Raw genomic sequence first — 26,998 nt, 5'->3', positions numbered from 1 at the left:
ATGAGAAAGCGCTCCGACCTACGGGCCTGGCTGGTCTCCCCGTCAGTGCTTGTCGCGCTGTGCATCGTGGTGTCGCTGTTTGCGGTGCTGCAGTTCAGCTTCCGGGCATATGTGCCCGGCTCCCTCGATGTGGGCGGCTTCACGTTCGCCAACTTCACCGGCTTGACCAAGCCGATCTATCTCGATGCGTTCGCGAACACGCTGTTGCTGAGCGTGGAGACGACGATCTTCTCGCTGCTGGCCGCCTATCCGCTGGCCTACGCCCTGGTGCGCGTGAAGAACCGCGCACTCAAGTCCTTCATCCTCGTGGTGTCCATCACGCCGCTGTTCCTGGGCGAAATCGTCCGGACGTATTCGTGGATCTCGGTGCTGGGTAGCAATGGCTTCATCAATGGCCTGCTGCGCAAGCTCGGCCTGATCGAATGGCCGCTGGAGCTGATGTTCACCCACCTGGGCGTGCTGATCGCGCTGGTGCACGTGACGATTCCGGTGGTGGTGCTGATGCTTGCCACGGCCATCTCGCACATCGATCGCGATTACGAAAAAGCGGCGCAGAGCCTGGGCGCCGGCCCGGTCCGGACCTTCCTTACGGTGACGCTGCCGCTGTCCATGCCCGGCATCCTGGCCGGCATGACTACGGCATTTGCCTGGACCTTCAGCGCATTTGCCACGCCGCAGATGATTGGCGGCGGCCGCGTGCCGACGGTGTCGACACTGGTGTACCAGCTCGGTTTCGCCTCCATGAATTTCCCGCTGGCCGCCAGCCTGAGCGTCATGGGCTTGCTGCTGACCGCTGCATCGCTCTTTGCCCTGGGACTCTTTACCAAGCGGCTGAAGACCGTGGGAGGACACTGACATGAGAATCAAAAACGCTTTGCCCTTGCCCCTGCGTATCGCCGGCCCTGTGCTGGTGGGGTTGCTGCTGGCCTTCGTGCTGCTGCCGGTCGTGGTGGTGACCATTGCCTCTTTCAACGAAAAGGCAATCATCTCCTTTCCGCCGGAGTCGTATTCGCTGACGTGGTTTGCGCGCGTGTTCAGCTATCCGGACTTTCGGGACGGTTTCCGTGCGAGTCTCATCGTCACCGGCTGGTCGTCGTTCATCGCACTGGTGATCGGTACCTGCCTGTCGATTGCGGTCAAACGCCTCGAGTTCTGGGGCAAGCAGACCCTGCTCGCCATCCTGCATTCGCCGCTGGTGGTGCCGCACTTCACGCTGGGCCTGGGCTTGCTGATCCTGGTATCGCAGGCGTCCATCAACCGCTCCTATGACGTCGTCATCCTGTGTCACGTCATGTTGGTGCTGCCGTTTGTGCTGAAGAGCGTGTACGTGTCGATGGAAAACCTGGATGCGCGGTTTGAGCAGGCCGCGGCCAGCCTGGGCGCATCGCCGCTGAAGGTGCTGTTCACGATCACGATTCCTCTGCTCGCGCCGGGCCTGTTCGGTGGCTGGCTGTTCGCGGCGATCATGTCGTTCAGCGAATTCACCGCTTCGCTGTTCGTGACCACGCAGGCAACGCAGACGCTGCCGGTCGCCATGTACAACTATGTGCGGGAGTTTGCCGATCCGACGCTGGCGGCGCTGTCGGTGGTCTACATCGCCGTGACCGCGACCGTGCTCGCCTTTGCCAATTACTTCCTGGGCCTGGGCAAGATCCTCAATATCGAGGAAGGGCACTGAGCAGTCTCAGGCGCGCTTGATACCGCGCTGGCGGCGCGTCCCCGAGGGTGCGTCGCTAGCGCGGCAGCTGCCACTGCAGGCGCAGCGAGACCAGTCGCACGCCCACCACCGTGGCGGTGGCGCCTAGCAGTTTCCAGGCTGCCGCCACGTCCAGCCACTGCATGCCGATATAGACCCAGCAGCCGATAAAGGCGCAGGTCGCATACAGCTCCGTGCCACGCATGATCATCGGCACTTCGTTGCTGATCACATCGCGCAACACCCCCCCAAATACGCCGGTGACCACGCCCATGATGACGGAGGTCACGACGGGCAGGTCCATCTCCAGCGCCAGCGACGTCCCGAGCACGCTGAACAGCCCCAGGCCGATGGCATCGGCAATGATCAGGACGCGGTGCGAGACGACGCGGTTGACCACGCGCAGCACGTACGTGGCGAACAGGCACATGACGAACAGTACGACGACGTACTCCTCATGCTCGACCCAGTAGAAGGGGCGCCGGTCGAGCAGGATGTCGCGCAGGGTGCCGCCGCCGAAGGCAGTGAGAAAGGCGAGGATGAAGGCGCCGACTGCGTCGAGCCGCTGCTTGCGTGCCTCGGCTAGCCCTGAGATGGCAAAGGCCAGCACGGCGAGGATCTCCATGCTCTGGAGCAGGGTATTGAGCTGGTTCATCGGTCAGGCCGGCATGGGCCGCAGCAGCACAACCAGTGCGCCTGCACCGCCATCGACCGGGCGCGGTTCGGCAAAGGCGATGACTTCTTCCTTCTGCACCAGCCAGGCACGTACCTTTCCTTTGAGCACCGGCTCGCGGCCCGGTGAGCCGAGGCCCTTGCCGTGGATCACGCGCACGCAGCGGATGCCCTGGCGGACCGATTGCCGCAGGAATTCGGCCAGGGCGTCACGCGCTTCGTCCCGGCGCAGGCCGTGCAGGTCGATCTGCCGCTGCACCACCCAGTGCCCGCGGCGCAGTTTGCGCACCACATCGGGGCCGATGCCGGGGCGGCGGAAGGACAGGCTGTCGTCGGTGTCGAGCAGGCTGTCGGCATCGAATTCGTCCGAGAGCGAGGCCTTGAGCACGGCCTGTTCATCCTGTCGGGTCTGGAGCGGGTGTGGCGACGGGCGGGGGCGCTCGATGCCCGTGCGTCGTGTGCTGGCCAGGGGCGTGACCGCTCCCAGACTGCTGCGAAACAGGTTCGCTTCCTCGGCTGCCTGGCGTGCCTCGGCCTCGGCGCGCTGGCGCTCGGCCTGCCGGGCTTCGTCCTGTGCTTTCAGGGTGGCGCGTAAACTGGCAAGGCCCGACAGATCGAGCTTGCCGTTCGATCGGGTCGGGCCTTGTGCCATGTATCGCTCCGGAAACGGTGGAACGATTATACGAAAGACCGGGGCTTACTCCAGGCTTTCGATGTAGCGCTGCGCATCCAGCGCGGCCATGCAGCCCGTGCCGGCGCTGGTGATGGCCTGGCGGTACACGTGGTCCTGCACGTCACCCGCGGCGAACACGCCAGGGATGCTAGTGGCCGTGGCGTTGCCTTCAGTGCCGCTCTTCGTCTTGATGTAGCCGTTGTGCATCTCCAGCTGGCCTTCGAAGATGTCCGTATTCGGCTTGTGGCCAATCGCCACGAAGATGCCGGTGAGCGGGATGTCCTCGGTCTTGCTGCCATCGGTGCTGCGGATGCGGATGCCGGTCACGCCCGAGTCGTCGCCGAGCGCTTCTTCCAGCACGCTGTTCCACTTGACCTCGACATTGCCGTTCTTGACCTTTTCCATCAGGCGGTCGATCAGGATCGGCTCGGCGCGGAACTTGTCGCGACGATGCACGACCGTGACCTTGCGGGCGATGCCGGACAGGTAGAGCGCTTCTTCCACGGCCGTATTGCCGCCGCCGATCACGCACACATCCTGGTTCTTGTAGAAGAAACCGTCGCAGGTGGCGCATGCCGAGACGCCACGGCCCATGAATTTCTCTTCCGACGGCAATCCCAGATACTGGGCCGAGGCGCCGGTCGAGATGATGAGCGCATCGCAGGTGTATTCGCCGCTATCGCCTTCCAGGCGGATCGGCTTTTCCTTGAGATGCGCGGTATGGATATGGTCGAACACGATCTCGGTATTGAACCGCTCCGCATGTTCGAGGAAGCGCTGCATCAGGTCCGGACCCTGCAGGTGCGGCACATCGGCAGGCCAGTTCTCCACATCGGTGGTCGTCATCAGCTGGCCGCCCTGTGCCATGCCGGTGACCAGCACGGGGTTCAGGTTGGCACGGGCCGCATAGATGGCTGCGGTATAGCCGGCGGGGCCGGAGCCGAGAATGAGCACTTTGGCGTGTTTTGTCATTGGTTTTCCAGGCGACTTGCGCACAACATCGTGAAGGTGAAGTGCCCATTATATGTGCGTTGGCGCAACAGCGTAGTTGGACCTCTCAATCGCGCCGATAGGTGTCGAAGGGGGGTGACGGAGTACAATCGACGCATTCCATTGCCTGATATCGACGCTCCCGCATGGCTCGTGCTTCTACTACTACCCGTACCGATCCCGCAGCGCTGCCCTCGCGCATCGGCGGCCTGTTCGGCGAGGTGCGCTGGTTCCTGCTGCTGGCGGTCACGCTGGCCTTCTTCTGCATACTGCTCAGCTACGACAAGGGCGATCCCGGCTGGTCCCATGCCAGCCAGGTGGCCGACATCCACAATCTCGGCGGCCGGGTGGGCGCCTGGGTCGCGGATGTGCTGCTGTTCGTCTTCGGCCTGTCCGCCTACTGGTGGGCGGTGTTTCTGCTGCGCAAGGTGTGGCGCGGCTGGCGCCAGCTGACCACCGAAGTCGTCATCGAACGGGCCGAGGCGCCGCCCGGGCCGGGCGTCACCTGGTTCGGGTTCGTGCTGTTGCTGGGCAGCAGCATGGGGCTCGAGGCCATCCGCATGTACGGCATGTCGATGGCGCTGCCGCGTGCGCCGGGCGGCGTGCTGGGCGACCTGATCGGGTTCTCGCTGCAGCATGCGCTGGGCTTCACTGGCGCGACATTGCTGCTGCTGCTGATCTTTGCCATCGGCCTGTCGCTGTTCTTCCACTTTTCGTGGCTGGCGGTGGCCGAAGGCGTGGGCGGGCTGGTCGAGAGCCTGTTCGTGGGCTTTCGCCTGCGCCGCGAGCGCAAGCAAGACCAGCGGATTGGCGAAGTCGCCAAGGTCGAGCGCGAAGGCACGGTCGAGGTGCAGCGCGTGCGTATCGAGGAGGCACCGCCGGTGCAGATCGTGCGCCCGGCCGCCGTTGCCAAGCACGAGCGCGTCGAGCGCGAAAAGCAGCAGCCGCTCTTTACCGAGATCGTCGACTCCGACCTGCCGCCGCTATCGTTGCTCGATGGCGTGCCGCCGGCACAGGAAACCGTGAGTGCCGAGACGCTTGAATTCACCTCTCGCCTGATCGAGAAAAAGCTCAAGGATTTCGGTGTAGAAGTCGCGGTGGTGGCAGCCTATCCGGGGCCGGTGATCACGCGCTACGAGATCGAGCCGGCCACGGGCGTGAAGGGCAGCCAGATCGTCAATCTCGCCAAGGACCTGGCGCGCTCGCTGTCGCTGGTGTCGATCCGCGTGGTCGAGACGATTCCGGGCAAGAACTACATGGGGCTCGAACTGCCGAATCCCAAGCGCCAGGCCGTGCGCCTGACGGAAATCCTCGGTTCGCAGGTCTACAACGAAAGCGCCTCGCTGCTCACCATGGCGCTCGGCAAGGACATCGCGGGCAAGCCGGTGGTGGCCGACCTCGCCAAGATGCCGCACTGCATGGTGGCGGGCACCACGGGCTCGGGCAAGTCGGTCGGTATCAATGCCATGATCATTTCGCTGCTGTACAAGGCGAAGGCCGACCAGGTACGCCTGATCCTGATCGATCCGAAGATGCTCGAAATGAGCGTGTACGAAGGCATTCCGCACCTGCTGTGCCCGGTGGTGACCGACATGCGCCACGCCGGCAATGCGCTCAACTGGGCGGTGGGCGAGATGGAGCGCCGCTACAAGCTGATGAGCAAGATGGGCGTGCGCAACGTCGCCGGCTTCAACAAGAAGATCGACGAAGCGGCCGAGCGCGAGGAAAAGATTCCCAACCCGTTCAGCCTGACGCCCGATGCGCCAGAGCCGCTCGAGCGCCTGCCCCTGATCGTGATCGTCATCGACGAGTTGGCTGACCTCATGATGGTCGTTGGCAAGAAGGTGGAAGAACTGATTGCGCGGATCGCGCAGAAGGCACGTGCCGCCGGCATCCACCTCGTGCTGGCCACCCAGCGTCCGTCGGTCGACGTCATCACCGGCCTGATCAAGGCCAACATTCCGACGCGCCTGTCGTTCCAGGTCAGCAGCAAGATCGATTCGCGCACCATCCTTGACCAGCAGGGCGCGGAAACGCTGCTCGGCATGGGCGACATGCTTTATCTGCCACCCGGCACCGGATTGCCCAACCGCGTACACGGTGCGTTCGTGTCGGATGACGAAGTGCATCGCGTCGTCGAGCACCTCAAGGAGCAGGGCGAGCCGAACTATATCGAGGGCATTCTCGAAGGCGGCCTGGCAGAGGGCGACATCGGCGTGGATGGTATGGGCGGCGGCGCCGGTTTCGGTGGCGCGGCCGAGGCCGATCCGCTCTATGACCAGGCGGTCGAAGTGGTACTGAAGAACCGCCGTGCCTCCATCTCGCTGGTGCAGCGCCATCTGCGCATCGGCTACAACCGCGCGGCGCGCCTGCTGGAAGACATGGAAAAAGCCGGCATGGTGTCGGCGATGTCCGGCAGCGGCAACCGCGAAATCCTGGTGCCGAACCGCGGCGACGAACAGTGAGTGGTGCGGGTGCAGGGTTATCGGAAGATTTACATTCCGTTACGCCGTGACTGCGCCCGCGGGGAATTTCCCGGCGGGCGCATGTTCTGAGAAGAACAGGCATACGGACTCACAAGGATCTTTGCATGCGATACAAACTCGTGGCTGCCCTGCTGGGCAGCATGCTGCTGGTGGCAGGTGTGCAGGCCGCCGCGCTGGACCAGCTCAAGACCTTCGTTACCACGGTGAAGTCAGCCAAGGGCGAGTTCGTGCAGCGCCAGGTCAAGACCGGGCAGGATGGGGCCACACGCGTCACCGGCACGTCCAGCGGCACGTTTATCTTCGCCCGTCCGGGCAAGTTCTCCTGGCACTACACCAAGCCCTATGAACAACTGCTGCAGGCCGATGGGCAGACCCTGGTGGTCTATGACAAGGACCTCAACCAGGTTACCGAGCGCAAGCTCGACAACGCGCTCGGCTCGAGCCCCGCTGCCATCCTGTTTGGCAGCAACGACCTCGAGAAAAACTTCACCCTGAAGGAAGGCGCGGTCAAGGATGGCATCGAGTGGCTGGAACTGACGCCCAAGTCGAAGGACACGCAGTTCGAGCGCATCGCCATCGGCTTCAAGGGTGGCGGCCTCGAGGGCATGGAGTTGCGCGACACCTTCGGCAATGTGACGCTGCTGACCTTCAGCGCGATCCAGAAGAATCCGTCTTTGTCGGCCAACCAGTTCCGCTTCCAGGTGCCCAAGGGGGCGGACGTGTTGAAGCAGTAGCAGGTGCCTGCCGCTGCACGTGCAGCGGTTCGGCTGCGCCGATCAGGGTCCCGGAGCACCCGGCGTCAAAGCAGCACTGTATGCCGGGTGCGACACAGCGCATTCGCCGCAGGCGAGCAGCATTGACGCCCGCGGGCGATTCCCTTAACCTCGACGCACTTGGCAGGTTGACCTTGCCAACCCCCTGAACCGAATCCAACACGCCGTCCCACGCCATGCCGATGTCTGCGCGCTTCCCGTCTGCCATTGCCCCGCATTTCGCGGACGGTCGGCGTGCGTGCGCATCGCGCCGTATCTCAGCGCGTAGCTCGGCACATACCTCTCCTCCTGTCGTCGCAGTGGTGCGCGCAGTCGCCGCTGCCGCAGTCGTTGCCGTGGTAGCCGCAGTGGCTGCCGTGGCAGACAGCCCGCCGCGACACGTCGTCGCACTCGGCTAAGCCTACTGCGTCTCCGCAGTCGTTCCCCGTTTGATACCTGATGCCTGCAGCACGCGGGCATGCGTGACATTGCGCTTGCGCATGCTGCACGCTGCCGGGTCACGCGGACACATCTGCCGGAGCCTCTTGATACGTACGACAGGATATTGTCATGACAAGGATGTTTTCCGCGTTGACCGCGCACGGGTCAACCGCGTTGTTTGTGCTGCTCTGGAGCGGCGGTGCGATTTTCTCGAAGATCGGCCTGGCATCCGCCACGCCGTTCGCTTTCCTGCTGATGCGCTTTGGCCTGGCGCTGATCGCCCTGGCGGCGTTGGCCGGCTGGCGCCGGCGCTGGCTGCCGCAGCCGGGTACACGCCGGCAGGTCGCGTTTACGGGCTTGCTGCTGACGGGTGGCTACACCATTTGTTATCTGTTGGCGCTCGAGTATGGCGTGACGCCTGGCGTTCTCGCCACGGTGCTCGGCGTGCAGCCGATCCTCACCTTGCTGATAATCGAGCGGCGCCTGTCGCCGGCCCGGTTAGGCGGTCTCGGGTTGGCGCTCGCGGGTCTGGCGCTGGTCGTCATGCAGAACGGATTCGCTGGCTTCGCCGCACCCGGCATGGCGTACGCGCTAGTCGCGCTGGGGTGCGTGACGCTGGGCACGATCCTGCAGAAGCGTGTGCCGCAGGATCCCGCCGACGTTCTGCCGCTGCAGTACGTCATCGGCTTTGTGCTGTGCCTGGCCATTGCGCCGTCTCAATCATGGCGTGTCGAGGTCACGGCCGGTCTGGTGATGGCGCTGCTGTGGATGGGCCTGATCATTTCGGTCGGCGCCACGCTGCTGCTGTATCGCTTGATCCAGCGCGGCGATCTGGTGAATGTCACCAGTCTGTTCTACCTCGTGCCCATCGTCACCGTCATTCTCGATGCGCTGATCCTGGGCAATTGGCCGAATGTGCACAGCATTGCTGGCATGGCGCTGATTCTCGGCGGACTGGCGCTGGTGTTTCGTGGGCCGGGTGTCAAGAGGCCGGGGGCTTGAACGCCGCGACGTTGACCAGTGTCTCCCGCCGCTGGCCCGGTGGCGGGGGCTGCTTGATACCCCAACGTTCCAGCAGGCCGAAATCGCCAGCGCGGCTCCACCATAAATAGGGATACGACACGTTGGCGTCGTCGAACGCAAAACCGGCGGCGCGCACCATCTGCAGATAGCCCGCGGCACTGCGCTGCACGTGCATCGGATGACGGAACAGCAGGCGGATGACCCATGAGCAGATATAGGCATCGGTCGATTCCGCCAGCAGCAGCCGGCCGCCCGGCTTGAGCACGCGGTGGAATTCGGCGAGCGTGGCTTCCTGCTCGACGATGTGATGCAGCGTCTGGTGGCAGAACACCAGATCGACCGAGGCATCGGGCAGGGCGACCCTGGCACAGTCCGACTCGAGCAACTGGACTGGTGTGCGCAGGCGCTGTGCCACGCTGCGCGCGAGGGCGAGCGACGGGTGATGCAGATCGACACCGATCAGTGTGGCTGGCGCGAAGGCGGCTTCGAGCAGGGCCAGCGAGATGCCCTGCCCGCATCCTGCATCGAGAATGACAGGCGATGCGGGCAGTGGCGCGCCAACCAGGTTTTGCAGGTCGTCGATGGCGACGCGCAGGACGTGTTTTTCCCACACCCGCGTACGCAGAAACCAGTGGCCGAACATGGTTTCCGGCACCAACGGGTGTGCCGTGGCCGTCGTCGCATGAGCGGGCGCTGCGGCAAGCGGATGGGTCGGTGACCATGCGGAAGCCGGTGACCGCGGCCTCGATGGCAGGGGAGCTGACGGTTGCGCTGCTGGCGGCTGGGGCGGAAGCGATGGCTGCGGCATGAGGGTCCAGGAAGACGGAAGCGCTCATTATCCCGGCAAGCCATCGCGTTCGGTAAGTCGCGGACAGGGCGTATGCGCCCGTTCTGCCGGATTTTCGGGTCATCTTCTGCGACAATGCAGGCATGAACGACGATCTGTTTGAGGATGCAGTCCCTCAGGCTGCCAACATGCCGTTGGCCGAGCGCCTGCGTCCGCGCACCATCGATGAGGTGATCGGCCAGCAGCATCTGCTGGGCGAAGGGAAGCCGCTGCGTGTCGCCTTCGCCTCCGGCCAGCCGCATTCGATGATCCTCTGGGGCCCGCCCGGGGTTGGCAAGACTACCCTCGCGCGCCTGATGGCCGACGCCTTCGATGCCGAGTTCATTGCGCTCTCCGCCGTGCTCTCGGGCGTCAAGGATATCCGCGCGGCCGTGGAGCAGGCGGAGCAGTACCGGGCGCTCGGCAAGCCGACGCTGGTCTTTGTCGACGAAGTGCATCGCTTCAACAAGAGCCAGCAGGATGCTTTCTTGCCGCATGTGGAAAGCGGCCTGTTCACCTTTATTGGCGCCACCACCGAAAACCCCTCGTTCGAAGTCAACGGCGCATTGTTGTCGCGGGCTGCCGTCTATGTGCTCAAGACCTTGTCGGACGACGAGCTGGGCGAACTGCTGCAGCGCGCCAGCACCGTGCTCGGCGGCGTGACATGGACCGACGGCGCGCGCCAGTCGATCATCGCCGCGGCCGATGGCGATGGCCGCAAGCTGCTCAACAATATCGAGATCGTCGTGCGCGCCGCGCGGCATGCCCAGCAGAGCGACACCCCGCATGTCGACGAGGCGTTGCTGGCGAGCGCCCTGGCCGAGAACCTGCGGCGCTTCGACAAGGGTGGCGATGCGTTCTACGACCAGATCAGTGCCTTGCACAAATCTGTTCGTGGTTCCCATCCGGATGCTGCGCTCTACTGGCTGACGAGAATGCTGGATGGCGGTGCCGATCCACGGTATCTGGCACGACGCATTGTCCGTATGGCGTGGGAAGACATTGGCCTGGCCGATCCAAGAGCCATGCAGATCGCCAATGATGCCGCCTTGACCTATGAACGGCTGGGCAGCCCGGAAGGGGAGTTGGCCCTTGGTCAGGCGGTCATCTATCTTGCCGTCGCGGCCAAGAGCAATGCGGGTTACAACGCCTACAACCAGGCAAGAGCCTTTGTGCAGCAAGACAAGAGCCGCGAGGTGCCTGTTCATCTGCGCAATGCTCCAACAAAGCTAATGAAGGAACTGGGTTATGGGCATGAGTATCGATATGCTCATGACGAACCCAACGCCTATGCTGCGGGAGAATCCTACCTTCCAGAAGGCTTGCCGGAACCTGGCTGGTACCAGCCAGTACCCAGGGGGCTGGAAATTAAGATTGGAGAGAAGCTTGCCCAGCTGCGGAAATGGGATGACGAGGCACGCAAAGACTGAGCACGTCATCAGTGCGGCAAACCTGACGCGCGGCCTGGTGCAGGGGCATCGTTCGACACTGTCTTGTTGAGGAAAGAAGATCGGCTGCAGACCCAGCAGCGAAGCTGCTTCACCGTTGTCCGAGCCAACGGACATGCCCGGTAGCAGGAAATTCCGCGAGCCCCAGGGCGTGATACCCCCCTTTCGGGTGGGTTAAAAGTGACCTCTACGTTATACTTCCCCTTCGAGCTATTGGGAAATAGCCGATATCCAAATCAAATACATGGGGGTTGTGATGATCAACAAGGGTCTATGCTCGACTGTGCTAACCGCCGCACTATTTGTGTCAGCCTGCGGCGGAGGGGGCGAGGATGGTGACGTTCCACCAAATGCCGGGCCCCCGGGCGGGCACACGCCAATCATTCCTGGTGTACCACCTACTTCGACAACAGTATTTACGCCTGCCTCGGATGACCTGCCAACGGCAATCCAGGTTGACTACCCTGACCAGGCCACGGCGTTGCGTATCGCCGCAAACTATGAGTTATCCAACGCTCCCGGCTCTGGCCCATATCTGAACTATTCGACCGGCCAATGCTCTGATGCCACCCCGGGAGCTCAAGCCTATCCATCCGGTCGAGTTACCCTCAAAACACTGAATCGCACCAGGAGAGCTACCGGTGACGATTGCCTGCCTGAGCAGAAAATTACGGTGTCATCCACGTCAGCGCAGTTCACCGGTGGGAACGCCGATATGCGTGTGCGCGGATCGAGCACCAGAGACGCGGCGCAAAAATCTTTCCGTATCCGCACCAAACGAGATTCTGTGACCGGCGTGCGCCCCGCCATGTGGTACGGCGAAGATACGCTCCAGCTCAACAAGCATCCGTATGACCTGACCCGCGTGCGTAACAAGCTGGCATTCGATCTGATGAAGCAGATTCCGCATCATCAGTCCATGCGGACGCAATTCGTCGAAGTGGTCTATTCCGACATCGTGAATGCGCCTGCAGACGCTGGCCCCACGGGCAGCCTGGGCCTGTTCACCCACATTGAAAAATTCAGCGAGCATTATGTTGCCCTGCGTGGGTGGCAAGTGGCTAACGCTCAGGTTTACAAAGCGGCATCCTTCAACTTCAACCGCAAGAGCGCTTACGCCTGTAATCCGGACGGGACGGCCAATGCCGCGCTGGAAGCCGCGTTGGAACAGGAGGTCGGTGATGGAAAAAATTGCCCATCGATCATCGCAATGCTGGATGCGCTGGGAAACACGGCGATTCCTTTTTCCGACACGTTTGATCAGTACTTCAACCGGAATAACTACCTGACATGGCTCTCGAGTGTCATTCTGCTGGGCAACTACGATACAACCACGCAGAATTTCGCGCTCTATCAGAATCCCGCCAATGGCAAATTCTACTTCCTGCCCTGGGATTATGATGCCGCACTCGATTACTCCCGTCAGATCAATGCCACCGGCTATGCGGATTGGGCATATGGGCTGGGTAACTGGTGGGATAGTCCGCTGCACCGCCGTTTCATCATGGAACCGGGTAATGTCGAATTATTGAAGGCAGCAGTGACGGAGATTTACAGCAGACATCTCACCAAGGAAGCGGTCCGCACCCTGCTGGATACCTATAAGCCGACCGTACAAGGTTTCGTGACGGGTTCTCCGGACAAGGATAACCTTCCGGGCACGGCGATCCAATGGGAGGCCGAGTACAACCGCCTGGTGGATACCATCGAGAAAAACTACCATGCGTTTCTCGATAGCCTGAAACGTCCCATGCCGTTCTGGTTTACCGTGGTAGGCAACCCGGGAGATCCGATCACCGAACTGCGGTGGAGCTGGCCGCGCGCTTTTCATCCGCAAGGCCACGCCATCACCTATGAGGCTGAATTTCTGCCTTTTGATCCCGCCGACACGACATTGCCCGCCGGGCAGACAGCATTCGACGCGCCGGGCGTACGCACCGTCGTGCGCCATTCGACCGGGGCATCGCCATCATTGCTGGCCGCGCAATTTCCGGCTGGTGCGCACTGGGTGCGAGTACTGGCCAAGGACCTGACAAACAATACGAGTACGTATGCGTTCGATGATGTTTATGACACGCGCACGCGTCATGGCGTCATCTGTAAAGTGCTACCGCTCAATACCAATTGTCCGGGCGTGCAGTAAGTGCCATAGATCCCGGATCTGGGCGTGTCTTCACGAATCGCATCCTGCCATGTGGGGCAAGGCGAGCGTCGGCGCCCAGGCCTGGGGAGCGATGAGCTTGAGCGAAAGGTAACTGGGGGCGCCTTGACGCTCAAGGGCGCCGGAGCGTGCTGGTCGATCTGGTCGCAGGCCGATGCCCGTGTCTTCGGGTGTGGGCCCGCCTGCCGACAAGGATGTTTCTCGCACGCGGCGAGTGGCTCGATCCATGTCTGAGGGTGCGATTGTCGTCTTTTTTGCCGCGCCAGCCGAACGTCTTCGGCAAGGCGTCCGCTCTAAGCTAAAATACCCGGTTCCAGCTGCGCTTCCGTGGCTGGCCCGTGACCTCATTTGCCGCCATGCTAGACATCCAACTGCTCCGCAAAGACATCGACGCCGTTGCCGCGCGCCTTGCCACCCGTCAATTCACCCTCGATGTGGCTGGTTTCCAGAGCCTGGAGTCCGAGCGCAAGCAGCTGCAGACCCAGACCGAGGAACTGCAGGCCAAGCGCAACAGCCTGTCCAAGCAGATCGGCATCCTCAAGGGCAAGGGTGAAGACGCCAGTGCCGTGATGGCCGAAGTGGCCGGCATTGGCGACACCATGAAAGCCTCGGCCGCCCGCCTCGAGCAGATCCAGGCGCAACTGTCGGACCTGATGCTGTCGATTCCCAATCTGCCGGATGCAAGCGTGCCGGTGGGCCGCGACGAGACCGGCAATGTGGAAGTGCGCCGTGTGGGCACGCCGCGCGTCTTCGATTTCGAGATCCGCGACCACGTGGACCTGGGTGCCGGGCTCGGTCTCGACTTCGATACCGCCGCCAAGCTGAGCGGCGCGCGCTTCACGCTGATGCGCGGCGGCATCGCGCGCCTGCATCGTGCCCTCGCGCAGTTCATGATCAATCTGCACACGCTGCAGCACGGCTATACCGAAGTGTATGTACCGTACATGGTCAATGCCGCGTCGATGCGCGGCACGGGCCAGTTGCCCAAGTTCGAGGAAGACCTGTTCCGCATCCCGCGTACCTTCGGCGGCGAGGCGGGCGAGCGCACGGAGAACTTCTACCTGATTCCGACCGCCGAGGTACCGCTGACCAACATCGTGCGTGACGAGATCGTCAAGCCCGAGGCGCTGCCGATGAAGTTCGTGGCGCATTCGCCGTGCTTCCGCTCGGAAGCCGGGTCCTATGGTCGCGACACACGCGGCATGATCCGCCAGCACCAGTTCGACAAGGTCGAGATGGTGCATATCGTGCCGGCCGACCAGTCGTTCGCCGCACTCGAGGAAATGGTCGAGCATGCCGAGGCCGTGCTCAAGGCGCTCGAACTGCCGTTCCGTACCATCGTGCTGTGCACGGGCGACATGGGCTTTGGCAGCATGAAGACCTACGACCTCGAGGTGTGGGTGCCGGCGCAGAATACCTACCGCGAGATCAGCTCGTGCTCCAACATGGGCGATTTCCAGGCGCGTCGCATGCAGGCACGCGTGCGCAACGCCCAGGGCAAGCCCGAGTATGTGCACACGCTCAATGGCTCTGGCCTGGCCGTCGGCCGTACGCTGGTGGCTGTGCTGGAGAACTACCAGAATGCCGATGGCTCGGTGACGATCCCTGAGGTGCTGCGTCCGTATATGGGCGGGATCGACAAGCTGGAACCGGCCGCCTAAAAAAGCGGTCGTCGCGCTTGAATGTGGGGCTGGAACTACGCTATAATCGCAGCTTCGTCAAAACGACGACCACGATCCGGAGAGGTGGCAGAGTGGTCGAATGCGCCAGACTCGAAATCTGGTTTACGGTTCTTCCGTAACGTGGGTTCGAATCCCACCCTCTCCGCCAAACACCCCGATTGCCGCACGCCACCGTGGCATGATCGTAAAGCCGCAGCCGATTCTACGCTGCCGCCCGATATGGATCAGCAGGGGCAGCTTACGGCCCCAAGTCGGCCATTCAGCGTACCGCTCCACTATTCCCCAAATTTGCCCTTCGTTCGCTACCGCGAAACGGGGCCGCCGCAGCCCGGAATGGACTGTCCGCCATCCGGAAAGTTAGCGTAGATAGCTGCCTTCGCTGGCTATTTCCTTCGGGTTGACTCCACAAAGCGACAACGACTTCCAGCGAGGCCGAAGGTTACGAGACGACCAACGGGCAGGATTGCATAAATCGCCGAGTTGTTTCTTGTCTCACTCCGCGGCGTCAGATCGCTTCGGTCTGCGTATCGCGCGCACTTTGGGGCTATCTCCCGCCCCGCAGAAAAAGCGGTCGTGTCCGTCGGATTCCAGCCCCGACACCGCCATTCCTGGCGGCATGTCCAGTCGTTCCAGCACTTCACCCGTTGCAGGATCGATGCGGCGAACATCGCTTTCATCGTTTTCCCAGGTGCCATGCCAGAGTTCATCGTCGACCCACGTGACGCCGGTGACGAAGCGATCGGTTTCGATTGTGCGCAGCACTGTTCCCGTCTCGGGATCCACCTGATAGATCTTGCGGCCGCGGTGCTGTCCGATCCAGAGCGTGCCTTCGGCCCAGGCAAGGCCTGAATCGTCGCGATCGCCGGGCGCCGGAATCGTGGCGAGGACTTCTCCTGTCTGGGGATCAATCTTCCGGATTACCGCGTCTGCGATCTGGAACAAGTGCTGGCCATCGAACGCCGTGCCTGCGTCGGCAGCAACATCGAGCGAATTCAGCATCTCCCCACTCTCGGGGTCCAGCGCGCTCAGCGTGGTGCCTGTCGCGAACCAGACCCGGCGGCCATCAAAGCTGACGCCATGGACGTGTTCCACTCCGGGAAGCGGGCCATATTCACGAATGATCTCGGCGGCTGTATGTTTCATGTCTGCATCCTAGCCTACAATGCCGCCGGCAGGGAGTAACAAGCTTGTCGGGAAACCCGGCACGCCTGTAGCGATCCAACGACGTGCGCGGCCCTGGCCGAACCATTCCGCCTTGCCATCTTCCGCAAGGCTATCGAGCGCCCGCTGCACGGTACGCGGGCTGACGTCGAGCGCGAGCGCCAGGGCAGAACTGGACCAGGCCTCTCCATCGGCGAGAAGCGCCAGCACTTCACCATGCTCATCTTCGATGGGCGGCGCAAGGATTGCGATTTTGTCGGCTTGATGTGCTTCCAGTACGAATCCTCGTTCAGTGGCGTGGATCTCGGCCAATGAACTGATTGCTTCGCGCAGACGCCCGATCTCGACCCGCAGCCGGGCGCGATGCGATTCATCTGCTGCGCGTGCCCGGAAGACCCGGGCGAGCAGCGCTTCCCGCGAGACGTCTTCCGGCCAGGCCTCGCCGAGCACGCGCATGAGTGCGAACAGGACCGGACGACTGGTCAGGCAGGCGACGGTTTTATCGGCGCGTACTACGTTCCGGCACGCATCGATGATGAGCGTATGCGAGGCCAACAGCGACTCGACCTCCTCGAGCCGCAGGAGCCGTTCTCCAGTGCGCGTGACCAGCCGCGCGGCGGGCGCGTCGAGCGCCTGTACGGCGCGATCGACTTCGACATTCAACGCAGGGATTCCGATGCCGGCAGCGGCAATCCTGGCGCGGTCCAGTGCATCCCGTGCCGGTTTCGCGCGTATGCGGCGTATGGCAATACCCGCGGCCACCAACGCGTGGCCCACCCGCGATGTCACCGGCAATGCGCCAACGTCAAGGCTGCCCAGAACCTGCTCCGCCTCGTCGAGGCGACCGATGAGCAGCAAGCCTCGTGCTTCGAGATAACCGGCATGCGCTGCGTTCGCGAGGTCTCCGAATGCCTCCAGTGTCGCTTTGGCGGCGCCCAGCCGCTCCATCGGCCGGCCAAGATCGCGTGACACCAGTGCGATCTCCGCTTCGGCGAGGCTGCATCGGGCATGTGCCACGGGCTCTTTATTGCCGAACGCGCGCGCCGCGCTACCCAGCAGCGCTTTCGCGCGCGCAAGGTCGCCAAGCTGCGCCATGGCGATGCCGCGCAGGGCAAGCGCCGGAGCATCGTCGCGCAATGAGACGCGCTTGAGTGCTGCAAGCGGATCACCCGCGGCGAGCGCGTTCGCCGCGGCAGTCATCAGAGAGTCCATTTGATTCCCGTCACACTTGTTACTCACGCTGACCAGTCCTGCGGTCGTACATTGTTCTCAGGTTTGACGCCGGGAAGCAACGGCAAGGCCCAACTGGAAGTTCAAAAATGACGATACCCATGGTAGCAAGAAAACGCTCTCCCGATACCCCGCAGTCTCGCCATGTCACGAGTTGGCTTGGTCTTGCAGCATCGCCAACTTTGGCATTGATGGCCTGGGTCTCGGCGAACGACATGCAAAGCATGCTGTGTGCGTCCGCTCCCGGCGTTCTGCCCATCGGCGGCATGGCCTTCATGTACTTCCTGATGAGCTTTTTCCACCTGTCGCCCTGGCTGAAGCTCGTGCCTGTCCTCTCGCGAGAACGCACGCAACCACCATCCCAAGACCAAGGAGACTGACCATGCATCCGCCCATCGTTTCACGTGAAGACTGGCTTATCGCGCGCAAAGCGCTTCTGGCCAAAGAGCTCGAGGTAACTCACGCGCTCGACGCCTTGCGCGCCGAACGCCGGCAGATGCCGTGGGTCAGGATCGAGAAGAATTATGTCTTCGACGGTTCCGACGGCGAGCGCACCTTGCCCGACCTGTTCGGCGATCGCAGCCAGCTCGCCGTCTACCACTTCATGCTGACGCCGGGCTCGGGGCACCTCTGCCCGGGTTGCGCCTATACGATGGACCATGTCGACTCGGCGCGGCAGCATTTCGAGCAGGCTGACCTCGCTTTCGCCGCCATATCACGCGCGCCCGTCACACGGATCGAGCAGGTAAAGGCTCGAATGGGCTGGACGTTTCCCTGGGTTTCATCCGGAGATGACGACTTCAGCTACGACTTCGGCGTGGCTTTCAGCGAAGCGGACCGTGTCGCCGGCCGTGCGCTCTACAACTACGACAAGACCAGGATCCAGAAGTCCTCTGACATGTTCGGCGTCAGCGTCTTCGTCAAAGATGGGAGCGACATTCTCCATACCTACTCGACCTATCACCGGGGTACCGAACTGCTGATGGGCGCCTTTAACTGGCTCGACCTCACGCCCAAAGGCCGAAACGAGACCGGCGGCATCATGAGTTGGGTTCGCTGCATGACGAGTACCCACGATCGGAATAGACGCACGCGGTTAGCCGTCGTCTTGCTCGCCTCGGGGCATCCCGACCGCATTTGAACCTGCAACACGCAGGCTCCCGTCGATAGCACTGGTCTTGCAAAGAGGCCGCTCGATTCGAGCGGCTTGTTCTTTGGGTGCCGTGTTCTTGCGGTGGCGTGTCCGTGGGCAACGAATGGGTATTCCTGCCCGTGTTCAGCGACACCCCATACGCATCCGATCATCGCGCAGCATGCGCCGTTCCTGCCGGAGCCGGTCCGCCGCCAGGGCATCGCCGGATGGCAGGCGTGACTGGGCGGCAAGATGGCTGGCGCGGGCGTCGAGTGCGCCGCACTGCCGTTGTGCCCGATCGGCTGCGGCCTGTTGCTCGCGTTGCGCGCGTAGGCGTTGATTGGCGGCCTCGCGCTGTTCGGCGGCGCGTTGTTGCAGCAACCGGGTTTGCTGGTCGCGCAATGGATCGGTGCCCGTGGCGCTGGCTGACGCGCCGGGCCGGGCTGCGGTCTGGGCCACCAGCACTGGACCAACTGCGCTGTACTCCCCACCGTGGCGGGGCGCGGCGGATGCTCCAGCGCCATGGCTGCTGGTGCCGACGGCCAGCAAACCGGCCAGCAGGGTGGCTCGAAGCAATCGTAGGATGGTCATGCGCACCCTCCTGATGTTTGGTGCTCTTCCATCATAGCTGCGATCCGCGAAGGTGCCGTGGTGCTGCCGAATCACGTGCGCCGAAGCCATCCGGCCGTGCCGGGGCGGGCGGTTTGCTGCCGTGCCGCCATGACACCGACCGCCAGCGGACGCTGGCTTATTGCTAGAATCGTCACATTGCCAGATATTTCCTGCCATTCCATGCCCAAGATCGCGTTGCCGAATATCCCGGTCAAGCACAAGCGTCGCATTCTGACCACCGGAAAAGTGCTGCTGGCCACGGCGGTGGTCTTGAGTGTCGCAGCCTGGCTCGGCGGACCGCCGCTGATCCGATCGGTGGTGACCGACAAGCTCAGTACACAGTTGGGGCGGAAGGTGACGTTTGGCGAAGTCAATGTCAATCCGCTCAGGCTGGCTGCCCGGATCCACGATATCGCCATCTATGAGCCGGACCAGAAGGCCAAGATGGTGTCCGTGGGCGAGCTGGCGGTGAACCTGTCGTTTACCAGCCTGTTGCGCCTGGCGCCGGTGCTCGATGAGTTGACGGTGGATCAGCCGGTGGTGAACGTGGCCTACCTGGGTGACGACCGCTTCAGCTTTTCCGATATCGTCGATCGCCTGGCAGCCGAGCCGAAGGATCCGGCTGCCAAGCCGGCGCGGTTTTCGCTGAACAACATCCGCGTCATGCGCGGGGAGTTCCGGTACGACGACCGCGTGCATCAAAGCCAGCATACGGTCACCGATCTCAATGTGGCGCTGCCATTCCTGTCGAACCTGCCATATGCGGCCGATATCTATACGGAGCCCTCGTTCCGCGCCAATATCGACGGTTCGCCGATCTTCGTGGATGGCGAGGTGTTGCCGTTTGCATCGAGCCACAAGGCTTCCATCCAGGTCAACCTCGACGGTCTTCAATTGCCGCGTTTCATGCCGTTCGTGGCGACGACGATGCGCGGCAAGGTCGAGTCGGGATTGCTGGATACCCGGTTGCATGTCCAGTTCGAGCAGAAGGAGAGCAAGCAGAGCGTCGTCGTCAGTGGAACCGCAGGCGTGCGCGACATGAAGCTCGTTGACGGTGCACGTGCGCCCGTCCTGCAATGGCGGGCCCTGCAGGTGACGTTCGATGACAGCGAGCCGTTGAGCCAGCGCGTGGGCATACACGAAGTCAAGCTGGATGCTCCCGAAATCTGGGTCGACCGGGCAGCGGATGGGACCTTGAACCTGCAACGGCTGTTTGTCAGCCCTGCCGCGCCAGCAGCGTCCGCCGGGCAGGTGAAGCCGGTCGCCATGCCGGCTTCCGGTACACCCGTCGTTCAGGCCCAGCCCGCTCAATCATCGCCATCCGCCCAGGCGTCCAAGCCTGCGGCTCCGGCTACGGCTCCACAGGCCAAGGCCGAAGCCCGGATTTTCGATCTCGACAAGTTGCTGGTGCAGGGCGGTACCGTGCACGTGCGGGATGCCGGTTTCAGAGGTGCCAACGGCCAGCCGGCCACCGTCGATCTGAACGATGTCGCGATCAGCGTGGCGCAGTTCTCGACGGCCGGCGATACGCCTGCGCCGCTCAGCGTGGCAGCCACCATTCAGGATGGCGGCCGGGTGAAGACGGATGGCACGTTGCGCTTCGCCGGGCAGGCCGTGGAAGGCAAGCTGGCGCTCGAGGCAATCAAGCCGCATCGCTTCGCACCGTTCTATGCGAGTGCATTTGCCGGGCAACTGGGCGATACGGAAATCCATGGCGATCTGAACTATCGCGTCGCTTGGCCGGCGAGCGGCGTGCAGGCCGTGCTGAGCGACTCGTCCGCCAGCCTGCGCAATCTGCAGGTAACCCTGCCGAAGGCCAAGACGCCAGCCATCAGCGCGCGCGAGATTGACCTGAGCGGCGTGCAGTTCGATCTTGCCAAGCAGACGGTTGCACTGGCCGGGGTGGCCATCGATGGCGCCAAGGTGGCCGCGACCCGCGCCGCAAATGGCGATATCGATCTCGCCGCCCTGGGCGGGTCGGGTGCATCGTCGCCGGCGTCCGCCGCAAAGGCTCCGTCCAGGGCGACAGCACCGTGGCGCGTGGCGCTTGGCAAGCTGACGCTGGCGGACAGTGAGGTCGCGTGGGAAGACAAGGCCGTGGCGGCTGCCAATGGCGGCAAACCGGCCAGCCTGAAGTGGCGCAATTTCAAGGGGCAGGTTGAGAATATCCAGTATCCGTTCGTCCGTGGCGAGCAGGGCCGCTGGCCAATGACGCTGGCCTTCAGCGATGCCCGCAAGGGAACCGCCAGCGTGAGCGGCCAGCTCGCGCCGGAACCGTTTGCCGCCGATCTCAAGCTGGATCTGCGTGCGCTCGATATTGCCGCGTTCCAGCCCTACGCTGCCGAGTACAGCAACGCAGTGATCGCCGGCGGTGCGCTGACGGCGGCAGGGCGTCTGGTGACGCGTACCGAGCCCGGCAAGGCGGCGCGCACCAGTTACACAGGTAACCTGCGCCTGGCGAACCTGCGCGCGGTCGACAAGGTCAGTGGCGACAGCTTCCTGCGTTGGCGTGCGCTTGACGTTTCGCGGATCGACGCGCAGTTGAACACCCGGCAGAATCCCGTGGATATTACGCTGGGCGATGTGTCGCTGGCGGACTTCTATGCGCGGGTGATTCTCAATGCCGACGGTCGCTTGAACCTTGCTGACATCCGGGCGCGCCCCGAGGCCGGGACGGTCGGCAAGAGCCTGACGGAAGCGTCGGCCGTGCCAGCCCCGAACGTGCAGACGGGCAATCAGACAGCGACCGCGCCGGTGCCAACCACACCCAAGGATGGCCCGCCGCCGATGGTACGCGTGGGGCGTGTGAGCTTGCAGAAAGGCAACATCAATTTCTCGGATTTCTTTGTCAAGCCGAACTACACCACCAACCTGACCGGGCTGGAAGGTACGATCTCGCGCGTGGCCTCGGATGATCCCAAGCCGGCCGATGTGTCGATCAAGGGGCGTGTGGATGGCGACGCGCCGATTAGCATCACGGGCCAGGTCAATCCGTTCTCGACACAACTGTTCCTCGATCTGCAGGCGCAGGCCAAGGGGATTGAACTCACGCGGCTGACGCCGTATGCCGCCAAGTACGCGGGTTATCCGATCACCAAGGGCAAGCTCAATGTCGATGTGACATACCACATCGAGAACGGCCAGCTGCAGGCGAGCAACAAGCTGTTCCTCGACCAGCTGACCTTCGGCGAACGTGTCGACAGCCCGGATGCCACCAAGTTACCGGTGCTGCTGGCCGTCGCGCTGCTGAAGAACAGCCGCGGCGAGATCGACGTCAACCTGCCGGTGTCCGGCTCATTGTCCGATCCACAGTTCAGCGTTGGCGGGGTGATCATCCGGGTCATCATCAACCTGCTCACCAAGGCGATTACGTCGCCGTTCTCGCTGATTGCTTCGGCGTTCGGAGATGGTGGTGGTGGAGAAGGGCTGGGCTATATCGAGTTCGATCCGGGTACGTCGCGCCTGACCGATGCGCAGGAGAAGAAGCTGGGCACGATCGCCAAGGCGCTAACCGACCGGCCGGCGCTCAAGCTGGAAATCATCGGCCGCGTTGATCCGGATACCGATCGCGATGGCGCCAAGCGTGAGTACATGATGCGCCGGGTGCGCGCACAGAAACGCCAGGACCTCGTATCGCAAGGCGGCGGCGCCAATCCGGAAGAGGTCGAAGTGCAGCCGCAGGAGTACGCCAAGTATCTGGAGCGCGCCTACAAGAACGAATCGTTCAAGAAGCCACGCAACATGATTGGCCTGACGAAATCGCTGCCCGTGGCCGAGATGGAAAAGCTGATGATGGAAAACGCACCCGTCGGCGAAGCGGAGCTCAAGGCGCTGGCCGAGCGCCGCGCATCGGCAGTCAAGAGATATCTTGAGGAAGAGGGCAAGGTGCCGAATGAGCGCCTGTTCCTGGTAACACCAAAACTCAACGCGGACGGCATCACCGACAAGGGCAAGCCCAGCCGCGTGGATTTTGCAGTACAGCTTTGACATGCCAGGCCGGTACGGTTGACGTCACGTACCGGCCACCACCAAGCAGTTCGCTGGCACGCATGCATGTGCAGTGGCGCATCCGTGCTGCCAGATCCATACTGATTGCACACCGCACACCGCACACCGCACACCGCACACCGCACACCGCACACCGCACACCGCACACCGCACACCGCACACCGCACACCGCACACCGCTGACGCGCCTCGCGCCTCGCGCCTCGCGCATGCTTTTTCGCAGTCGTCCAATGTACGACTCCTGTCTCCACACCTGCCATCGTCCGTAGTCGCATCCACCGCTTGGATCGAGTGCGCCGCAGTATTTTTTCTCCGTGCGGGTTTCCCCTGATAGTCGCTGCGCGGTCAGGCTCCTATTCTTGAATCCGAATCAGAATTCGAATTTCAATTCTAATTCTTCAGCTTCAAGTACGTGCCAGGCCGCCCGCAGAAATGCGGCTTTCATAGATGACTCGCCCCGAGGAAACCGTCATGACCCCACGCCGTCTTGTGCAGTCCATTTGTGCCGCTCTTACCCTTGTTGCCGCCGTGCCTGCCTATGCGCAGCGGGAGGTGGTGCGTTACCAGGAGTATCCGGGATCGATCATTCACCTCGGCAACTGGGTGATGAAAGAAAAAGGCTTCTGCGAGAAGCAGGGGCTGGACTGCCAGACCGTGCTGCTGGCAAGCGGGCCGCTGGCTCAGCAAGCGGCCGCGGCCAAGAGCGTCGACATGATCGTCAGCTCCATGGACGTGATGCTGCAGGCGGCGTCCAAAGGCAATGACCTGATGGTCGTCGGTTCGATGATGACCAACAACATCTACTCGTTGTCGGTCGGCGCGCATGTGCCGCAGCCCAATGCCGCCGCTGGCTATGGCGGCAACATGAAGGACCTGGCCGACAAGCGGATCGGCGTTAGTGCGCGCGGGTCGGCAACGGAGATGTATGTGAAGTCGCTGTTCGCCGGCGCGGGCGTGCCGAGCGACAAGGTGACTTTCATCGCCGTGGGCGGTCCGCCGTCGGCCTATGCGGCACTCCAGGCCAAGCAGGTGGATGCCATCCTGAGCTGGGATCCGGTGCCGGCGCTGTGCGAGGCGACCAAAAGCTGTACCGTGGCGGTGGACATGCGCAAGGGCCAGGGGCCTGACGATGTGAAAGCCATGAACGGCGGGTTCGTCGTGTGGCAGGCGCGCCGCGAATACGTGGAGAAGGAAGCCGGCAAGATCGAGAAGTTCCTGCGTGCCCAGGACGAAGCCTTTGCCTGGCTGCGTGATCCGAAGAATGCGGCGGAGACGCTGGAGATCGCCAAGAAGTATTTCAAGCTTGGCGATGTGCCGAACCGCGAGCAGGTGATCCAGCAAGTGGTGACCGAGACCGTTGGCCAATATGGCGCGAAGCTCGACCGCAAGGTGATCGACGGTTTCAACCAGTTCCTCGTGAAGAACAAGATGATCGATAAGCCGCTGGATGTGAAGCGCGTCGTCTACTCGAAAGCGCCATGAGCGACGGGGCACGCATGAACCAGAACGTGAACACCACGCTGATCGACATCGACCATGTCAATCACCTGTTTCCGGGTGGCGTCCGTGCCGTCGACGACGCCAACCTGAAGATTCGCGCGGGTGAATTCGTCTCGGTGGTCGGGCCTAGCGGTTGCGGCAAGACCACGCTGCTGAACCTGATCGCCGGTCTCATCACGCTGCATGATGGACGGATCTCCGTGGCGGGCTCCGCACCGCAGGCGGGGCGGCACGACGTGGCCTACATGCTGGCGCGCGACTGCCTGTTTCCGTGGCGGACTGCGCTGGAGAACGTGATGCTCGGCGGCGAGTTTCGTGGCACGCCGCTGGCCGAGCGGCGCGAACGGGCATTGATGCTGCTGGAGCGGGTCGGCCTGCGTGATTTCGTCAACCACTATCCCAAGGCGCTGTCGCATGGCATGCGGCAGCGCGTTGCACTGGCGCGGACCTTCTCGCTCAAGTCGCCGGTGTTGCTGATGGACGAGCCGTTCGGCGCGCTCGATGCGCAGACCAAGCTGCAGCTCGAGGATGTGCTGCTCGACCTGTACAGCGCGGAAAAGCGTACGGTGATGTTCATCACGCACGACCTGAGCGAGGCAGTGACGCTGTCCGATCGCGTCATCGTCATGTCGCCGCGGCCCGGGCGGATTCTTGCCGATATCCCGATTCCGCTGCCCCGTCCGCGTTCCGTGAAGGCGTTGCAGAAGGATCCGGAATTTCACCGGCTGTACGCGGAAGTCTGGGGATGGCTTGAACAGGCACTGGAGCAAAAGGCATGACGACAGCAACCGCGACAGCAATCGAGACAACCGCCGCAAAGGCCAGCAAGCGTGAAAATCTGGTGATTCTCGTGCTCCAGGTGCTGATGCTGGTAATCTTCTTCGTACTGTGGGAAGTGGTGTCGCGTAACAAGTGGATCGATCCCTTGTTCATCGGCCATCCGTCGAAGATCTTCGAGTATCTCTACGAGGCGATGTTCGTCGATCACAAGCTGTTCAAGGAAGCCGGCTGGACACTCTGGTCGACTGCCGCGGCGTTCGTGCTGGGCAGCCTGGGCGGCATGCTGTTCGGCCTGCTGTTCGTGGTGTATCCGCCGCTGGAGAAATTTCTCGAGCCGCTGTTTTCCGCCATGAATTCGCTGCCGCGGATTGCGCTCGCGCCGCTCTTCCTGCTCTGGTTCGGGCTCGGGCCGGCGTCGAAGATCGCTCTTGGATTTTCGCTGACGTTCTTTATCGTGTTGAACAGTACCGTCGCCGGCGCGCGTAGCGTCGATTCTGACTGGGTCACGCTGTCGCGCATGCTGGGTGCGAGCAAGGCCACGATCTTCTTCAAGGTCACGCTCGTGAGCGCAGTCCCGACGATTTTCTCGGGATTGCGCCTCGGCCTGATCTACGCGCTGCTCGGCGTGATCGGCGGCGAGATCATCGCCTCGCAGCATGGCCTGGGCCAGCTGCTGAGCTACCTGGCGGGGACGTTCGACACCAATGGCGTGTTTGGCGTGCTGTTCTTCCTGGCCTTGCTGGGTGTAGCGCTGACGAAGTGCATGAGCCTGTTGGAAAGCTACCTTTTGCGGTGGAAATGATATGAAGGAAATCCGTCAGGTGCGGCGTCGGCGCAATGCCGTGGACGACGCCGAGCACCATGCGGGCAGTGCGGTGCAGGTCGAAGGCGTGATGCCCACCCAGCAGGCGCGCAGCGGGGCCACCATGCTGGCCCTGCTGCGAGCGGGAAGGCAGGCGCTGGAGCAGGGTGGCCTGGACAATATGACCATCAGTGAGATCGCGCGCAGCGCGGGGACCTCGGTCGGGGCGTTCTATGGGCGCTTCGAGAACAAGGAAGCATTTTTTACGGCTGTGCAGGCCATGGTGATCTCGGAGATCGAGGTCGATTTTGACGCGATGTTCGAGGCGCTGGAGCACGATGATGTCGACGTGGTGCAGATGCTGCATGCGATTTCCGTGTTCTGGGTCGGCCTGTTCCGGACCAATCGCGGCCTGTATCAGGCGGCCTTCAAGCATGCCTCGGCCCAGCCCGGTGTGTGGACGCCTTTCAAGCGCCTCGGCTACAAGGCGTCCGGCATGATCGTCGAGCACGTATTGCCGCGTCTGCAGCAGATGGGGCTGGCCACGGAAGAGGTGCAAATCCGCATGGCGATGCAATTCGCAAACGGTTTGCTGATTAATTCGGTGATCAACGATCCCGGACCGGTGAAGCTCGACGATCCTGACATGGAAGTGCATGTCACGCGTTTTCTCTGCACCTTCCTGGGGGTACCGGTAGAGCCTTCTGCCGTACCGGCTGCCACGCCACCTGCGCGGCGTGGCAGAAAGGCATGAGGTCCGCCGAGGCCAGCACGGCGGCAGCAAGATCAACCGCTCCACAGGCGCCTGGGGTGGTCGGTTCCAGGGCAGAACATGCAGTACGGCAGCGGTGCCGCGTCGCGGCGGCGCCTCCGCCGGCAACATTTCGAGAGCGTCGCTAAGGCGCCCCGACTGATCGGCGACCG

22 protein-coding genes and 1 tRNA gene are annotated in these 26,998 nt (G+C 62.8%); 16 read left to right on the top strand and 7 right to left on the bottom strand.

The window, feature by feature from the left end:
- On the top strand, nt 1-855 hold the full coding sequence (locus ACQ3C8_RS10315; protein ID WP_009523105.1) for an ABC transporter permease: 855 nt from the start codon (nt 1-3) through the stop codon (nt 853-855).
- A gap of 1 nt (nt 856) precedes the next feature.
- Nucleotides 857-1,678, top strand: a complete 822-nt coding sequence (locus ACQ3C8_RS10310; protein ID WP_009523104.1) for an ABC transporter permease — start codon at nt 857-859, stop codon at nt 1,676-1,678.
- Between the two features lie 55 nt (nt 1,679-1,733).
- Here ACQ3C8_RS10310 and ACQ3C8_RS10305 read toward each other — a convergent pair whose 3' ends face one another.
- Genes ACQ3C8_RS10305 through trxB form a run of 3 tightly spaced genes read right to left on the bottom strand, consistent with a single transcriptional unit; the run spans nt 1,734 to nt 4,013 of the window.
- Nucleotides 1,734-2,351 carry a trimeric intracellular cation channel family protein gene (locus ACQ3C8_RS10305; RefSeq protein ID WP_009523103.1) on the bottom strand — a complete coding sequence of 206 codons (618 nt, stop codon included), beginning with the start codon at nt 2,349-2,351 and terminating at the stop codon, nt 1,734-1,736.
- A gap of 3 nt (nt 2,352-2,354) precedes the next feature.
- Nucleotides 2,355-3,020, bottom strand: a complete 666-nt coding sequence (locus ACQ3C8_RS10300) for a Smr/MutS family protein (protein ID WP_009523102.1) — start codon at nt 3,018-3,020, stop codon at nt 2,355-2,357.
- Between the two features lie 45 nt (nt 3,021-3,065).
- Nucleotides 3,066-4,013 carry a thioredoxin-disulfide reductase gene (gene trxB / locus ACQ3C8_RS10295; RefSeq protein ID WP_009523101.1) on the bottom strand — a complete coding sequence of 316 codons (948 nt, stop codon included), beginning with the start codon at nt 4,011-4,013 and terminating at the stop codon, nt 3,066-3,068.
- 164 nt (nt 4,014-4,177) lie between these two features.
- On the opposite strand from trxB, the gene ACQ3C8_RS10290 reads away from it, so the two are divergent.
- From ACQ3C8_RS10290 to ACQ3C8_RS10280, 3 genes are all read left to right on the top strand, one after another.
- Nucleotides 4,178-6,496, top strand: a complete 2,319-nt coding sequence (locus tag ACQ3C8_RS10290; protein ID WP_009523100.1) for a DNA translocase FtsK — start codon at nt 4,178-4,180, stop codon at nt 6,494-6,496.
- Between the two features lie 125 nt (nt 6,497-6,621).
- Nucleotides 6,622-7,251 carry an outer membrane lipoprotein chaperone LolA gene (lolA, locus tag ACQ3C8_RS10285; RefSeq protein ID WP_428851509.1) on the top strand — a complete coding sequence of 210 codons (630 nt, stop codon included), beginning with the start codon at nt 6,622-6,624 and terminating at the stop codon, nt 7,249-7,251.
- Nucleotides 7,252-7,839: 588 nt separating this feature from the next.
- The gene (locus ACQ3C8_RS10280; RefSeq protein ID WP_428851508.1) at nt 7,840-8,712 is read left to right on the top strand and encodes a DMT family transporter; all 873 of its coding nucleotides are present in this window, start codon (nt 7,840-7,842) and stop codon (nt 8,710-8,712) included.
- Here ACQ3C8_RS10280 and ACQ3C8_RS10275 read toward each other — a convergent pair.
- Nucleotides 8,693-9,376 carry a class I SAM-dependent methyltransferase gene (locus ACQ3C8_RS10275; RefSeq protein WP_428851507.1) on the bottom strand — a complete coding sequence of 228 codons (684 nt, stop codon included), beginning with the start codon at nt 9,374-9,376 and terminating at the stop codon, nt 8,693-8,695. The genes ACQ3C8_RS10280 and ACQ3C8_RS10275 overlap by 20 nt on opposite strands.
- A 287-nt stretch (nt 9,377-9,663) precedes the next feature.
- Here ACQ3C8_RS10275 and ACQ3C8_RS10270 point away from each other — a divergent pair, with 287 nt between their 5' ends.
- The 4 genes from ACQ3C8_RS10270 (at nt 9,664) to ACQ3C8_RS10255 (ending at nt 14,998) form a co-directional block, all read left to right on the top strand.
- A complete protein-coding gene (locus tag ACQ3C8_RS10270; RefSeq protein ID WP_428851506.1) occupies nt 9,664-10,989 on the top strand; it encodes a replication-associated recombination protein A in 1,326 nt (441 codons plus the stop codon).
- Between the two features lie 274 nt (nt 10,990-11,263).
- Complete coding sequence (locus ACQ3C8_RS10265; protein WP_428851505.1) at nt 11,264-13,150, top strand: CotH kinase family protein; 1,887 nt, start codon at nt 11,264-11,266, stop codon at nt 13,148-13,150.
- Nucleotides 13,151-13,524: 374 nt separating this feature from the next.
- Nucleotides 13,525-14,829 carry a serine--tRNA ligase gene (gene serS, locus ACQ3C8_RS10260; protein WP_428851504.1) on the top strand — a complete coding sequence of 435 codons (1,305 nt, stop codon included), beginning with the start codon at nt 13,525-13,527 and terminating at the stop codon, nt 14,827-14,829.
- Nucleotides 14,830-14,907: 78 nt separating this feature from the next.
- Nucleotides 14,908-14,998 (top strand) — tRNA-Ser (locus ACQ3C8_RS10255).
- Nucleotides 14,999-15,342: 344 nt separating this feature from the next.
- Here the strand turns inward: ACQ3C8_RS10255 and ACQ3C8_RS10250 are convergent.
- Entirely contained in the window at nt 15,343-15,993 is a 651-nt protein-coding gene (locus tag ACQ3C8_RS10250; RefSeq protein ID WP_428851503.1) for a PQQ-binding-like beta-propeller repeat protein, read from the bottom strand.
- Nucleotides 15,994-16,002: 9 nt separating this feature from the next.
- Nucleotides 16,003-17,223, bottom strand: coding sequence for a helix-turn-helix domain-containing protein (locus ACQ3C8_RS10245; protein WP_428851502.1), 1,221 nt, complete (start codon nt 17,221-17,223; stop codon nt 16,003-16,005).
- A 107-nt stretch (nt 17,224-17,330) separates the two neighbouring features.
- Between ACQ3C8_RS10245 and ACQ3C8_RS10240 the strand changes: the two genes are divergently transcribed.
- Nucleotides 17,331-17,621, top strand: a complete 291-nt coding sequence (locus tag ACQ3C8_RS10240) for a hypothetical protein (RefSeq protein ID WP_428851501.1) — start codon at nt 17,331-17,333, stop codon at nt 17,619-17,621.
- Nucleotides 17,622-17,623: 2 nt separating this feature from the next.
- Nucleotides 17,624-18,382: a DUF899 domain-containing protein gene (locus tag ACQ3C8_RS10235; protein WP_428851500.1), complete on the top strand. Its 759-nt coding sequence runs from the start codon at nt 17,624-17,626 to the stop codon at nt 18,380-18,382.
- Between the two features lie 135 nt (nt 18,383-18,517).
- On the opposite strand, the gene ACQ3C8_RS10230 is transcribed toward ACQ3C8_RS10235, so the two are convergent.
- Nucleotides 18,518-18,964 (bottom strand): hypothetical protein, encoded by a 447-nt coding sequence (locus ACQ3C8_RS10230; RefSeq protein WP_428851499.1) that lies wholly within the window; start codon nt 18,962-18,964, stop codon nt 18,518-18,520.
- Between the two features lie 129 nt (nt 18,965-19,093).
- On the opposite strand from ACQ3C8_RS10230, the gene ACQ3C8_RS10225 reads away from it, so the two are divergent.
- From ACQ3C8_RS10225 to ACQ3C8_RS10205, 5 genes are all read left to right on the top strand, one after another.
- The gene (locus ACQ3C8_RS10225) at nt 19,094-22,972 is read left to right on the top strand and encodes a DUF748 domain-containing protein (RefSeq protein ID WP_428851498.1); all 3,879 of its coding nucleotides are present in this window, start codon (nt 19,094-19,096) and stop codon (nt 22,970-22,972) included.
- Nucleotides 22,973-23,463: 491 nt separating this feature from the next.
- Entirely contained in the window at nt 23,464-24,474 is a 1,011-nt protein-coding gene (locus ACQ3C8_RS10220) for an ABC transporter substrate-binding protein (RefSeq protein WP_009523767.1), read from the top strand.
- Nucleotides 24,471-25,271 (top strand): ABC transporter ATP-binding protein, encoded by an 801-nt coding sequence (locus tag ACQ3C8_RS10215; protein ID WP_428851497.1) that lies wholly within the window; start codon nt 24,471-24,473, stop codon nt 25,269-25,271. The genes ACQ3C8_RS10220 and ACQ3C8_RS10215 overlap by 4 nt, the downstream gene beginning before the upstream one ends.
- Nucleotides 25,268-26,074 (top strand): ABC transporter permease, encoded by an 807-nt coding sequence (locus ACQ3C8_RS10210; RefSeq protein ID WP_428851496.1) that lies wholly within the window; start codon nt 25,268-25,270, stop codon nt 26,072-26,074. Before ACQ3C8_RS10215 ends, ACQ3C8_RS10210 begins: the two co-directional genes overlap by 4 nt.
- Before the next feature lies 1 nt (nt 26,075).
- The gene (locus ACQ3C8_RS10205) at nt 26,076-26,828 is read left to right on the top strand and encodes a TetR/AcrR family transcriptional regulator (protein WP_428851495.1); all 753 of its coding nucleotides are present in this window, start codon (nt 26,076-26,078) and stop codon (nt 26,826-26,828) included.
- Nucleotides 26,829-26,998 lie beyond the last annotated feature (170 nt).

The organism is Imbroritus primus, assembly GCF_964332355.1.
GTDB classification, from domain to species: Bacteria; Pseudomonadota; Gammaproteobacteria; order Burkholderiales; family Burkholderiaceae; genus Imbroritus; species Imbroritus primus.
Note: the sequence above shows the minus strand (reverse complement) of the source record. Positions and strands in the feature narration are given on the sequence as shown.

Coding starts and splice junctions, on each gene's coding strand:
- ACQ3C8_RS10220 (WP_009523767.1), top strand. CDS start 23,464: ATGACCCCACGCCGTCTTGTGCAGTCCATTTGTGCCGCTCTTACCCTT.
- ACQ3C8_RS10225 (WP_428851498.1), top strand. CDS start 19,094: ATGACACCGACCGCCAGCGGACGCTGGCTTATTGCTAGAATCGTCACA.
- ACQ3C8_RS10275 (WP_428851507.1), bottom strand. CDS start 9,376: ATGTTCGGCCACTGGTTTCTGCGTACGCGGGTGTGGGAAAAACACGTC.
- ACQ3C8_RS10215 (WP_428851497.1), top strand. CDS start 24,471: ATGAGCGACGGGGCACGCATGAACCAGAACGTGAACACCACGCTGATC.
- ACQ3C8_RS10300 (WP_009523102.1), bottom strand. CDS start 3,020: ATGGCACAAGGCCCGACCCGATCGAACGGCAAGCTCGATCTGTCGGGC.
- ACQ3C8_RS10245 (WP_428851502.1), bottom strand. CDS start 17,223: ATGGACTCTCTGATGACTGCCGCGGCGAACGCGCTCGCCGCGGGTGAT.
- ACQ3C8_RS10270 (WP_428851506.1), top strand. CDS start 9,664: ATGAACGACGATCTGTTTGAGGATGCAGTCCCTCAGGCTGCCAACATG.
- ACQ3C8_RS10235 (WP_428851500.1), top strand. CDS start 17,624: ATGCATCCGCCCATCGTTTCACGTGAAGACTGGCTTATCGCGCGCAAA.
- ACQ3C8_RS10265 (WP_428851505.1), top strand. CDS start 11,264: ATGATCAACAAGGGTCTATGCTCGACTGTGCTAACCGCCGCACTATTT.
- ACQ3C8_RS10210 (WP_428851496.1), top strand. CDS start 25,268: ATGACGACAGCAACCGCGACAGCAATCGAGACAACCGCCGCAAAGGCC.
- ACQ3C8_RS10310 (WP_009523104.1), top strand. CDS start 857: ATGAGAATCAAAAACGCTTTGCCCTTGCCCCTGCGTATCGCCGGCCCT.
- trxB (WP_009523101.1), bottom strand. CDS start 4,013: ATGACAAAACACGCCAAAGTGCTCATTCTCGGCTCCGGCCCCGCCGGC.
- ACQ3C8_RS10250 (WP_428851503.1), bottom strand. CDS start 15,993: ATGAAACATACAGCCGCCGAGATCATTCGTGAATATGGCCCGCTTCCC.
- ACQ3C8_RS10305 (WP_009523103.1), bottom strand. CDS start 2,351: ATGAACCAGCTCAATACCCTGCTCCAGAGCATGGAGATCCTCGCCGTG.
- serS (WP_428851504.1), top strand. CDS start 13,525: ATGCTAGACATCCAACTGCTCCGCAAAGACATCGACGCCGTTGCCGCG.
- ACQ3C8_RS10315 (WP_009523105.1), top strand. CDS start 1: ATGAGAAAGCGCTCCGACCTACGGGCCTGGCTGGTCTCCCCGTCAGTG.
- ACQ3C8_RS10240 (WP_428851501.1), top strand. CDS start 17,331: ATGACGATACCCATGGTAGCAAGAAAACGCTCTCCCGATACCCCGCAG.
- ACQ3C8_RS10230 (WP_428851499.1), bottom strand. CDS start 18,964: ATGACCATCCTACGATTGCTTCGAGCCACCCTGCTGGCCGGTTTGCTG.
- lolA (WP_428851509.1), top strand. CDS start 6,622: ATGCGATACAAACTCGTGGCTGCCCTGCTGGGCAGCATGCTGCTGGTG.
- ACQ3C8_RS10205 (WP_428851495.1), top strand. CDS start 26,076: ATGAAGGAAATCCGTCAGGTGCGGCGTCGGCGCAATGCCGTGGACGAC.
- ACQ3C8_RS10280 (WP_428851508.1), top strand. CDS start 7,840: ATGACAAGGATGTTTTCCGCGTTGACCGCGCACGGGTCAACCGCGTTG.
- ACQ3C8_RS10290 (WP_009523100.1), top strand. CDS start 4,178: ATGGCTCGTGCTTCTACTACTACCCGTACCGATCCCGCAGCGCTGCCC.